The sequence below is a fragment of the Mesorhizobium sp. M1E.F.Ca.ET.063.01.1.1 genome (assembly GCF_003998155.1).
GTDB lineage: Bacteria > Pseudomonadota > Alphaproteobacteria > Rhizobiales > Rhizobiaceae > Mesorhizobium.
This window is the reverse complement of sequence record NZ_RZSC01000139.1, coordinates 1-10,773: the sequence shown is the minus strand read 5'-3', so window position 1 is coordinate 10,773 and position 10,773 is coordinate 1. Positions and strand designations below refer to the sequence as shown.

The 10,773-nt window shown below is 66.0% G+C and carries 13 protein-coding genes; 8 read left to right on the top strand and 5 right to left on the bottom strand.

Annotated features, from left to right (window positions below; translation table 11 throughout):
* Positions 1 to 142: 142 nt before the first annotated feature.
* From EOA29_RS13010 to hrcA, 3 genes are all read right to left on the bottom strand, one after another.
* On the bottom strand, positions 143 to 1,483 hold the full coding sequence (locus tag EOA29_RS13010) for a sorbosone dehydrogenase family protein (RefSeq protein WP_126091028.1): 1,341 nt from the start codon (positions 1,481 to 1,483) through the stop codon (positions 143 to 145).
* Between the two features lie 102 nt (positions 1,484 to 1,585).
* Positions 1,586 to 1,783, bottom strand: coding sequence for a hypothetical protein (locus EOA29_RS13005; RefSeq protein WP_126091029.1), 198 nt, complete (start codon positions 1,781 to 1,783; stop codon positions 1,586 to 1,588).
* A gap of 37 nt (positions 1,784 to 1,820) precedes the next feature.
* Positions 1,821 to 2,903 (bottom strand): heat-inducible transcriptional repressor HrcA, encoded by a 1,083-nt coding sequence (hrcA, locus tag EOA29_RS13000; RefSeq protein ID WP_126091030.1) that lies wholly within the window; start codon positions 2,901 to 2,903, stop codon positions 1,821 to 1,823.
* 134 nt (positions 2,904 to 3,037) lie between these two features.
* Between hrcA and rph the strand changes: the two genes are divergently transcribed.
* The 4 genes from rph to hemW all read left to right on the top strand — a co-directional run bounded on the left by rph (position 3,038) and on the right by hemW (position 6,255).
* Positions 3,038 to 3,754: a ribonuclease PH gene (gene rph / locus EOA29_RS12995; protein WP_126091031.1), complete on the top strand. Its 717-nt coding sequence runs from the start codon at positions 3,038 to 3,040 to the stop codon at positions 3,752 to 3,754.
* Positions 3,755 to 3,992: 238 nt separating this feature from the next.
* Positions 3,993 to 4,403: a VOC family protein gene (locus EOA29_RS12985; protein ID WP_126091032.1), complete on the top strand. Its 411-nt coding sequence runs from the start codon at positions 3,993 to 3,995 to the stop codon at positions 4,401 to 4,403.
* Positions 4,403 to 5,080 (top strand): RdgB/HAM1 family non-canonical purine NTP pyrophosphatase, encoded by a 678-nt coding sequence (rdgB, locus tag EOA29_RS12980; RefSeq protein WP_126091033.1) that lies wholly within the window; start codon positions 4,403 to 4,405, stop codon positions 5,078 to 5,080. Before EOA29_RS12985 ends, rdgB begins: the two co-directional genes overlap by 1 nt.
* Positions 5,077 to 6,255, top strand: coding sequence for a radical SAM family heme chaperone HemW (hemW, locus tag EOA29_RS12975; protein WP_127220977.1), 1,179 nt, complete (start codon positions 5,077 to 5,079; stop codon positions 6,253 to 6,255). Before rdgB ends, hemW begins: the two co-directional genes overlap by 4 nt.
* A 199-nt stretch (positions 6,256 to 6,454) precedes the next feature.
* Here the strand turns inward: hemW and EOA29_RS12970 are convergent, their stop codons facing one another.
* Complete coding sequence (locus EOA29_RS12970) at positions 6,455 to 6,643, bottom strand: hypothetical protein (protein WP_126091035.1); 189 nt, start codon at positions 6,641 to 6,643, stop codon at positions 6,455 to 6,457.
* A 159-nt stretch (positions 6,644 to 6,802) separates the two neighbouring features.
* Between EOA29_RS12970 and rsmI the strand changes: the two genes are divergently transcribed.
* Together rsmI and EOA29_RS12960 are read left to right on the top strand one after the other, a co-directional pair.
* On the top strand, positions 6,803 to 7,693 hold the full coding sequence (gene rsmI / locus EOA29_RS12965; RefSeq protein ID WP_126091036.1) for a 16S rRNA (cytidine(1402)-2'-O)-methyltransferase: 891 nt from the start codon (positions 6,803 to 6,805) through the stop codon (positions 7,691 to 7,693).
* Between the two features lie 81 nt (positions 7,694 to 7,774).
* Complete coding sequence (locus EOA29_RS12960; RefSeq protein WP_126091037.1) at positions 7,775 to 8,152, top strand: YraN family protein; 378 nt, start codon at positions 7,775 to 7,777, stop codon at positions 8,150 to 8,152.
* A gap of 233 nt (positions 8,153 to 8,385) precedes the next feature.
* Here the strand turns inward: EOA29_RS12960 and EOA29_RS12950 are convergent, their stop codons facing one another.
* A complete protein-coding gene (locus EOA29_RS12950; protein ID WP_126091038.1) occupies positions 8,386 to 9,192 on the bottom strand; it encodes an undecaprenyl-diphosphate phosphatase in 807 nt (268 codons plus the stop codon).
* 160 nt (positions 9,193 to 9,352) lie between these two features.
* On the opposite strand from EOA29_RS12950, the gene EOA29_RS12945 reads away from it, so the two are divergent.
* Together EOA29_RS12945 and queG are read left to right on the top strand one after the other, a co-directional pair.
* Positions 9,353 to 10,045 carry a glutathione S-transferase family protein gene (locus EOA29_RS12945; RefSeq protein ID WP_126091039.1) on the top strand — a complete coding sequence of 231 codons (693 nt, stop codon included), beginning with the start codon at positions 9,353 to 9,355 and terminating at the stop codon, positions 10,043 to 10,045.
* Positions 10,026 to 10,773, top strand: a 748-nt coding sequence (queG, locus tag EOA29_RS12940) for a tRNA epoxyqueuosine(34) reductase QueG (RefSeq protein WP_127220976.1), incomplete at its 3' end; no start/stop codon positions are given. The genes EOA29_RS12945 and queG, both read left to right, overlap by 20 nt.

Sequence of the window (10,773 nt, the reverse complement as noted above, 5' to 3'; positions counted from 1 at the left end):
CTCCCCGTCACTATACGGGGAGAAGTGCCCGGCAGAGCGATGAGGGCAGCGCCGACGTCGACAATCAGCGGTCTGAAACGGCGGAAATGAACGGTGAAAATCTCGCAAACGGCAGCCTTCCAAAACCCCCCGTGCCAACGAGCTAGCCGCCATAACTGATGCGCCAGATCGTGCCGTTGCCGTCCTCGGTCAGGATCAGCGCGCCGTCCTTCGCCACGGCCACGCCCACCGGCCGGCCCCAGACCGCGTCGTCCGCGATGACGAAGCCGGTGGCGAAATCCTCATACTCGCCGGTCGGCTTGCCGTCCTTGAACTTCAGCCGCACCACCTTGTAGCCGGTGCGGACATTGCGGTTCCATGAGCCGTGAAGGGTGACGAAGGCGTCGCCCTTGTAGTCGGCCGGAAAATCGCCGCCTTCATAGAAAGCGATGTTGAGCGGCGCCGAATGCGCCTGCATCAATACATCGGGCATGGTGACCTTGCCGGCGAGATCGGGGCGCGCACCCTTGTAGTTTGGATCTTCATTGTTGCCGATGTAGTACCAGGGCCAGCCATAGAAGGCGCCGTCCTTGACGGTGGTGGCATATTCGAAGGGCACGTTGTCGCCGAGCTCGTCGCGCTCGTTGACGACGCACCAGAGCGCGCCCGTCGCCGGCTGCACGGTCATGCCCGAGCAGTTGCGCAGGCCGGTGGCGACCATCCGGCGGTTCTTGCCGTCGGGATCGAAAGCGAGCACGTCGGCGCGGCCTTCCTCCGCGCCCCAGGTGGCGCCGAGCGGCTGAGACCTCGCCCATTCTTCGACGCCGCCTTTCGGGCTGGCGCCCATGTCCTCGGCGATGTTGGAGCCCGAGCCGACCGACAGATAGAGCGTCTTGCCGTCGGGCGAGAAGGTAATGTCCCTCGTCCAGTGATGACTGGCCGGGATCTTGGTGACGACGGTTTCCGGCTTGCCGGAGGCTTCGAGATCGCCATCGCGATAGGCAAAGCGCACGACGCTGTTGCTGTTGGCGACATAGACCCATTGCGGCTTGTCGCCCGGCGGATAGAAGGCGATGCCATAGGGCCGCGTCAGCCCCTTGGCGAAGACTGCTTTCTCGGCGGGTTTCGCGCTGCCCTCGGCAAGTCGGTAGACGCGGATCTGGTTCGCCCTGCTGTCGGCGACGAAGAGATCGCCGTTCGGCGCCACGCGCACGACACGCGGGCTGTCGATGCCGGACGCGACCAACTCGGCCGAAAAGCCGGGCGGGAGGATCGGCTTCGCATCCTCCGGGCGATCGGTGAGACCGCCGCCGTTCGACGCGGATTCGGCGACATTTGGCTGCTGGAGATCGTCCGGCTTGATGAGACGCCGCACCCCTGGACGGTCGGCCTTCCAGTCGCCGAAGGCCTTCCGGCCCGTCAGCAAGGGCTGGTCGGCCTGCTGCGCGAAGGCGCCAGAAGCCAGAAGCAGGGCCATGCCTGCAAGACCGGCGATCCGTATCATGCCGTTCTCCGTCATTCGATCAAGCGCAACAGACAGCAGATATCGGGCAGGCGTCCCGAAATAGAAGCGCGGGCACGCGGATTGACGGGAATTGCCGGCAGATCAGCTTTCCTCGACATCCAGATCGTCGTCGAGCCGCTTTTCCAGCGCGACCAGGTCGGCCGGCAGCGGCAGGCCCATGGCGCGCATCTCCCTGAGCTTCTCGCGCAGCTGCTCCTGCACTTCGTGCTCGTCCTCGGGCTGGTTCACCATCTGCTCGAGCAACAGGCTGATCTGGGCCTTGAACGATTCCAGCGCCATTTCCACCCTCCTTGCGGCGATCCCTGCTTGCGGGCTTCTACCTCAGCATCCGCGAAACCAATTGGGCCGTATAATCGACCATCGGCACGATGCGGGCATAGTTGAGCCGAGTCGGGCCGATGACGCCAAGCGCGCCGACGACGCGCGCGTCCTTGTCGCGATAGGGCGCGACCACGAGCGACGAGCCGGACAGCGAAAACAGCTTGTTCTCCGAGCCGATGAAGATGCGCACGCCAGGGCCTTCCTCGGCAAGGTCGAGAAGCTGCAGCAGCCCGTCCTGCGTCTCCAGATCCTCGAACAGATGGCGCAGCAGTTCGAGGTCGGCCTGGGCGGTGACGTTCTCCAGGAGGTTGGCGCGGCCGCGCACGATGAGACGCGCCGGCAGGCCGCTTTCCGCGCCGGCCCACACCGCGAGGCCCTTCTCGACAAGGTCCTGCGACAGCGTGTCGAGAGCCGCCCTGGTCTCGTCCTTGATGCGGGCGACCTCGATGCGCGCCTCGGCCAGCGTGCGGCCGCGTATATGGGCGTTGAGGAAGTTGGAGGCCTCGTGCAGCTGCGAGATGGTGATGCCGGCCGGCAGGTCGACGACCCGGTTCTCGACGTCGCCGTTCTGCGACACCAGGACGGCGAGCGCCTTCGTGGGTTCGAGCTGGATGAACTCGATATGCTTCAGCGCCACCTCGTTCTTGGCGGCGAGCACCAGGCCGGCGCCGCGCGACATGCCGGACAGCATCTGGCTGGCCTCGGTCAGCATATGCTCCAGCGTCGCGCCCGAGCCAGATGCGCGAACCTGCGCCTCGATGGCGCGGCGCTCCTCGTCGGACAGATCACCGAGCTCCATGAAGGCGTCGACGAAGAAGCGCAGACCGGTCTGGGTCGGCAGGCGGCCGGCCGAGATGTGCGGCGCATAGATGAGGCCGAGATGCTCGAGGTCGCTCATCACGTTGCGGATGGTGGCCGGCGACAGCGACGAGGGCAGGATGCGCGACAGGCTGCGCGAGCCGACCGGCTCGCCGTCGCGCAGATAGGAATCGACGATCCGCCTGAAGATGTCGCGCGAGCGCATGTCGAGTGACTGAAGCACGGGCGGCTGCGAAGCGGGATCCACTGCCTTGTTCATTCCGGCGAAAAACCTCCAACCGAAAGATATAGACCTAGCGGCTGCGGGTGCAACGGCCCATTTTCCTTTGCGCCATGCGCCGCATGCGTCTACAAGCCGCCGACGAATCCGGGAAAAGAACAGAAAGAGCCTCGATGCGCCCCTCCAAACGCCAATCCGACGAAATGCGCGCCATCTCCTTCGAGCGCGGCGTGTCCAAGCATGCCGAAGGCTCGTGCCTGGTGAAGTTCGGCGACACGCATGTGCTGTGCACGGCGAGCCTGGAAGAGAAGGTGCCGGCCTGGATGCGCAATTCCGGCAAGGGCTGGGTGACGGCCGAATACGGCATGCTGCCGCGCTCGACCGGCGAGCGCATGCGGCGCGAGGCGTCGACCGGCAAGCAGGGCGGCCGCACGCTGGAGATCCAGCGGCTGATCGGCCGCTCGCTGCGCGCCGTGGTCGACCTGCAGGCGCTGGGCGAACAGCAGATCACCGTCGACTGCGACGTCATCCAGGCCGATGGCGGCACCCGCACGGCCTCGATCACCGGCGGTTGGGTGGCGCTCTACGACTGCCTGCGCTGGATGGAAGCCCGCCAGATGGTCAGCGTCTCCAAGGTGCTGAGAGACCATGTCGCCGCGATTTCCTGCGGCATCCACGACGGCCAGCCGGTCATCGACCTCGACTATCTCGAAGATTCCTCGGCCGGCACCGACGCCAATTTCGTCATGACCGGCAAGGGCGGCATCGTCGAGATCCAGGGCACGGCGGAGGGCGAGCCCTTCTCCGAAGAGCAGTTTGCCGCGCTGATGACGCTGGCCAAGAAAGGCATTTCGCGGCTGGTGAGCCTGCAGCAGATGGCGGTGGCTTAGGGTTATTGATGAGGTTGGCGATCCTTCGCACCCCCCTCTGGCCTGCCGGCCATCTCCCCCGCAAGGGGGGAGATCGGGCGGCACTTCGGGTTTCGCCAATCTTCACCGTTGAGACGCCGACGGCGGAGCTGCCAATCTCCCCCCTTGCGGGGGGTGAGGAGTGGTCCGCGAAGCGGACGCAAAGCCAATTGCTTGGCTTTGCGAACGACGAACGCCCGAGGCCAGAGGGGGGTGCCTCGTGACGCCCTCTGCGATCCTGGAATCGGCTCTCTACGTCACAGATTTGCAGGCTGCCGAGCAATTCTACCGCGACATCATCGGCCTGGAGCCGCTGGGCAAGGTCGAGGGCCGCCACGTCTTCTTCCGCTGCGGCGACGGCGTGTTGCTGCTTTTCAACGCCGAGGCGACCAAGATCCCGCCGGCGCCTGACGCCAGGCTGAGGGTGCCGCCGCATGGCACGGCCGGAGAGGGCCATCTCTGCTTCACGGCGACGGCCGGTGAGATCGTCGAGTGGCGCAGGCATCTGGCAGCGAAGAACATCGCCATCGAAAGCGATTTCGAATGGCCGCAGGGCGGACATTCGATCTATATCCGCGACCCTTCAGGCAATTCGATCGAGTTCGCCGAGCCAAGGATCTGGGGCCTGTGATGCATTCTCTCAACGGACAGAAGATCGTCGTCGCCAGCCATAACGAAGGCAAGCTGCGCGAATTCGCCGACCTGATGGCGCCGTTCGGCTTCGAGGCGAAATCGGCCAAGGAATATGGCCTGCCGGAACCGGATGAGACCGGCACGACCTTCGAGGAGAACGCCTATATCAAGGCATATGCCGCGGCCAAGGCCACCGGGCTGCCGGCGCTGTCCGACGATTCCGGGCTTTGCGTCGACGCGCTCGACGGCGCGCCGGGAGTCTACACCGCCAACTGGGCCGAGACGCCGGATGGCACACGCGATTTCGGCATGGCCATGCAGCGCACCGAAGTGGCGCTGCAGGAGGTCGGCGCGACCGAGCCGGCGCAACGCACCGGCCGCTTCGTCGCCGTCATCTGCCTCGCCTTTCCGGACGGCGAAGCCGAGTATTACCGGGGCGAGGCGGAGGGCACGCTGGTCTGGCCGCCGCGCGGCACGCTAGGCTTCGGCTATGACCCGGTGTTCCTGCCCAACGGCTTCGACAAGACTTTCGGCGAGATGAGCGCGGAGCAAAAACACGGCTGGAAGCCCGGCCAGGCGACGGCGCTGTCGCACCGCGCCCGCGCCTTCCAGAAGTTTGCCCAAGCCCGCTTGGATTTGGCGCGCTTGGATCTGGCCAGGCTCGGCTCGGAATGATCGGGATCGGCCAAACCATGCCGCTCGACCGCAGCCCCGGCTTCGGCGTCTACATCCATTGGCCGTTCTGCGCGGCCAAATGCCCTTACTGCGACTTCAACAGTCATGTGCGCCACCAGCCGGTCGACCAGGAGCGGTTTGCACGCGCCTTCGCGACTGAGCTCGCAACGATGCGCGCCCGCACCGGGCCGCGCGAGGTGACCAGCATCTTCCTCGGCGGCGGCACGCCGTCGCTGATGAAGCCGGAGACCGTCGCGGCGGTGCTTGAGGCCGTGGCGAATAACTGGACGGTGCCGGCCGGCATCGAGGTGACGCTGGAGGCCAACCCGTCCTCGGTCGAGGCCGAGCGCTTCCGCGGCTATCGCGCGGCCGGTGTCAACCGCGTCTCGCTCGGCGTGCAGGCGCTGAACGACAAGGACCTGCGCTTCCTCGGCCGGCTGCACAATGTCGAGGAGGCGCTGCTGGCAATCGGGCTCGCGCGGGACATATCCCCCCGCCTCTCCTTTGATCTCATCTATGCGCGGCCGGGCCAGACGCCGGAGGCCTGGCGGGCGGAACTCGAAGAAGCGATCGGCCACGCCGCCGACCACCTCTCGCTCTACCAGCTCACCATCGAGGAAGGCACGCCCTTCCACGCGCTGCATGCGGCGCGGAAGTTCATCCTTCCCGACAACGATCATGCCGCCGACCTTTACGCGCTGACGCAGGAAGTCACGGCGGCGCATGGGCTGCCGGCCTACGAGATCTCCAACCACGCGCGGCCGGGCGCGGAAAGCCGGCACAACCTGACCTACTGGCGCTACGGCGAATATGTCGGCGTCGGGCCGGGCGCGCATGGCCGCTTCGTCGAAAACGGCCGCCGCACCGTGACCATCGCGGAAAAGATGCCGGAAACCTGGGCCAATCTGGTCGAGGCCAGGGGCCATGGCGTGACCGGCGGCGAGGTGCTGACGCGCTCGGAAGAGGCCGACGAGTTCCTGCTGATGGGGCTGAGGCTTGCCGAAGGCATCGACCTCGCGCGCTACGAGACGCTTGCCGGGCGCGGCCTTTCGACCGCGAGGCTTTCGGTGCTGCAGGAGGAGGGGCTGGTGGCGCCGGTCGGCAATGCCCGGCTCCGCGCCACGACCGCCGGCATGATCGTGCTCGATGCCGTGGTGGCGGATTTGGCGCGGTGATCTCGCGCCTTCGTCATTCTCGGGCTTGACCCGAGAATCCATGCCGTGACCTATGCGAAGGGCGCGGCGGAGCAGAATTCCGCACCGTTGGTGGCGCTTCGATGTAACGGCATGGATTCCAGGGTCTGCGCGCGTCGCTTCGCTCCTTGCTTCGCCCTGGAATGACGAGGCGCGAGGATCGCGAAGGTTGCTGGTTATCTTAAGCGTCGTGCTTCTGGCGGGGCTTGCCGCGGGTCTTTTCGCCATGCGCTTCGCCGTTGCGGGCGGGCTTCTCTTCGGCCTTGTCGCGGCGAGCCCCTTGCTGGGCGGCGATCGGATGTGGGGGAGTGCCCTCGCGGGCGGTTTTGCTTTCAAGTCGGCTGATGAAAATATCGAAGCGATTGGGCATCGTCCGGTCCTGCCTCCTCCGGGGAATCAGGGATTAAATCGACCGGTGCCGGTTTCGTTCCTCACTGTGGCGAAGGCATGGCGATTTCCTTACCCCGACTTCACGTTTTGCAACCGGCCGTGAGCCGTGCCAAACAAGGTGGGTAGAGAGGGGTATCCGGTGACCGGCGACAAACGCAGCTACCTGATCGGGCAGACCGAGATCGCGGCGCGGCCGCTCGCGCCGGCGCTCTATCTGGTGGCGACGCCGATCGGCAATCTGGCCGATATCACGCTGCGCGCGCTGGAGACGCTGGCCGCGGCCGATATCGTCGCCTGCGAGGATACCCGCGTCTCGCGCGTGCTGCTCGAACGCTACGGCATCCGCCGCCGCACCACGGCCTATCACGAGCACAATGCCGGCGAGGCCGGGCCAAAGCTGATCGAGGCCCTGGCGACCGGGCAGAGCGTGGCGCTGATCTCTGACGCCGGCACGCCGCTGGTCTCCGATCCCGGCTACCGGCTGGTCGGCGAAGCGCTGGAGCGCGGCATCCGCGTCGTGCCGGTGCCGGGGCCTTCGGCGGCACTTGCCGCGCTGACCGCGTCCGGCCTGCCGTCCGATGCCTTCCTGTTCGCCGGTTTCCTGCCTGCGAAAGCCGGTCAGCGGCTGACGAAGCTCGAAAGCTTCAGGCAGGTGCCGGCGACGCTGATCTTCTTCGAATCGCCGCGCCGGCTGGCCGAAACGCTTGCCGCGATGGTCGAGGCGCTCGGCGGCACGCGCAAGGCCGCGATCGGCCGCGAGCTGACCAAGACCTTCGAGGAGATGCGAACGGGCACGCTCAATGAGCTTGCCGAGCACTACGCGGCGGCCGACACGCCGAAGGGCGAAATCGTCGTCTGCGTCGGTCCGGCGGAAGCCACGGCGGACCAGCCAGCCGACATCGACCGGCTGCTGTTGTCTTTGGCCACCGAAATGCCGGCATCCAAGGCGGCGGCCGAAGCGGCGAAGATGACCGGCGGTCAGAAGCAGGCGCTCTACCGGCGGCTCCTGGAACTCAGGGACAGACCATGATCCCGAAAAGTGGGGACCGGTTTTTGCATTCGCTGACCTTCGGTTCGGAAAAGATCATGGTCAAACAAAGAGAAGACAACGGTGGCTGAGCGCAGCGTCGGCCATCGGCGCAAGGCCTATCGGCGCGGCCATCGCGGCGAATGGCTGGCGGCGCTGGCGCTGATGCTGAAAGGCTACCGGATTCTTGCCCGCCGCCATCGCACCAAGCTCGGCGAGATCGACCTGATCGCCAGGCGCGGCGACCTCGTGCTGTTCGTCGAGGTCAAGGCACGCCGAACGTTGATGGAGGCGATGGAAGCGATCGCTCACGCGTCGGAACGACGCATCGAGAGTGCGGCCGATCTCTGGCTGTCGCGCCAGCCGGATTATGGCCGGCTGTCGGTGCGATTCGACATGGTGGCTGTGCTGCCCTGGCGCTGGCCGGTGCACGTGGAGAATGCTTTTTATGGGAGGAATTGAGGGGCTCAGCCGGACCCTCGCGAAATGCTGGCGGGACAGCACCCCCCTCTGTCCTGCCGGACATCTCCCCGCAAGGGGGGAGATCGGACGTCACCGCGGCTCTCGCCAATTGTGGACATCGCAGAAGGGCGCGGCGCCTAAGCTGCCAATCTCCCCCCTTGCGGGGGAGATGGCCGGCAGGCCAGAGGGGGGTTGGCGGGAACTCGACGAAGTGGTGCGGGCGAAGCCCGCCCTCATCCCCATACCATCAGCGCGACCAGCCCGACCGCGCCAACCACAAGCCGCCACCAGCCGAACAGCGAGTAGCCCTTGCGCGAGACGAAATCGAGCAGGAAGCGCACGACGATCAGCGCGCTGACGAAGGCGGCGACGAAGCCGACGGTGATGATCGGCAGGTCGGCCGAGGTCAGCACGTTGCGGTTCTTGAACAGGTCGAAGGCGAAGGCGCCGACCATGGTCGGCATGGCGAGGAAGAAGGAAAACTCCGCCGCCGCGCGTTTCTCCACGCCGAGAAGCAGCGCGCCGACGATGGTGGAGCCGGAGCGCGAGGTGCCGGGGATCAGCGACAGGCACTGGAACAGGCCGATCTGCAGATAGAGCCGGGTCGGGAAGCGCTCGACGTCGCGATAGACCGGCTTGAGGTTCATGCGGTCGACGGCAAGCAGCACCACGCCGCCGATGATCAGCATGATGCAGATCAGCCGCGGCGATTCGAACAGGAAGGTCTTGATGAAATCATGCGCCAGCGCGCCGATGACCGCGGCCGGCAGGAAGGCAATCAGGATGCCGATGACGAAATGCCGGGTCAGGCGGTCATGCGGCAGGTCGAGCAGCATCTTCCAGAGGCGGTGGAAATAGACGCTCAAGATCGCGAGAATCGCGCCGAGCTGAATCAGGATCTCGAAAGCCTTGCCGGTGGAATGGAAGCCGAGGAAATGGCCGGCGAGCAGGATGTGGCCGGTCGACGACACCGGGATGAACTCGGTCAGGCCCTCCAGCAGCCCAAGCAGCAGCGCTTCGACGATGGTCTGGCTTTCCATGGCAACCTCAGGATTTCGGGGATAGCTGAAGACAACGGCTTGCTTGTCACGGCGCGGAAGTCCCCCTATAGGTCGCAACACCGTGACGGCCGCATGACGGGCCGCCAAGACTTACCGGCGCAGGAGGCGATTCGCCAGTGCGCCCTATCATCGCGGAACCATGCTGACGCTTTTCCACCATCCGATGTTCGCCACCTGCCGCTTCGTGCGCCTCGCCTTCGGCGAGTATGGCGAGGAGCTGGCGCTGATCGAGGAGAAGCCCTGGACGCGGCGCAAGGAGTTTCTGGCGCTGAACCCGGCGGGCACGCTGCCGATCCTGCTTGCCGAAGGCGACGTGCCGATCGTCGGCGCCATGGTGATCGCCGAATATCTCGACGAGACGCGCGGGGTGCTCAAGCGCGACAAGCGGCTGTTTGCCGAAGATCCGATGCAGCGCGCCGAAATCCGCCGGCTGACCGACTGGTATCTCGCGAAGGCCGAAAGCGAGGTCACCCGCCATCTGGTGCGTGAGCGCGTGCTGAAGCCGGTCATGCCGGAAACGGCGGGCGGCGGCTCGCCCGATTCGGCGGCGATCCGCGCCGCGCGCGCCAACATCCGCCAGCACATGAAATACACCAATTGGCTCGCCGGAACGCGCCATTGGCTGGCCGGCAACAAGGTGACCTATGCCGACCTCGCGGCGGCGGCGACGCTTTCGGTGCTCGACTATCTCGGCGAGATCGACTGGCGCGAGCATGCCGCCGCGCGCGAATGGTATACGCGGGTGAAATCAAGGCCGTCGTTCCGGCCGCTGCTCACCGACCGGGTGCGCGGCCTGTCGCCGGTATCGCATTATGCGGACCTCGACTTCTGACAGACTGCGCGCCCTGATCGACGCGGAGGCGCGCCGCGCCGGCTTCGATGCCGTCGCCGTCACCACGCCGGATGCGATCCCGGAGGCGCCCGCGCGCCTGGCGGAATTCGTCGCCGACGGTTTCCACGGCTCGATGGACTGGATCGCCGAGACGTTTCAACGCCGAGCCGAGCCCTCGGCGCTGTGGCCGGAAGTGCGCTCGATCATCGTTGTGGCGATGAATTACGGCCCGGACCGCGATCCGCGCGATGTGCTCCAAAAACGCGATCGCGGCGCCATCTCGGTCTATGCGCAAAACCGCGACTATCACGACGTGATGAAGGGCCGCCTGAAGGAGATCGCCGGCAAGATCGTCGCGCGTGCCGGCGGCGACGTGAAGGTGTTCGTCGACACGGCCCCGGTCATGGAAAAGCCGCTGGCGGAAGCCGCGGGCCTCGGCTGGCAGGGCAAGCATACCAATCTGGTCAGCCGCGCGCATGGCTCATGGCTCTTCCTCGGCACCATCTTCACGACGGCCGAGCTCGAACCGGACAAAGCGGAAATCGACCATTGCGGCTCCTGCCGCGCCTGCCTCGACGCCTGCCCGACCAATGCCTTTCCAGCGCCCTACCGGCTCGACGCGCGGCGCTGCATCTCCTACCTCACCATCGAGAACAAGGGGCCGATCCCACTCGAATTCCGCGAGAAGATCGGCAACCGCATCTATGGCTGCGACGACTGCCTGGCCG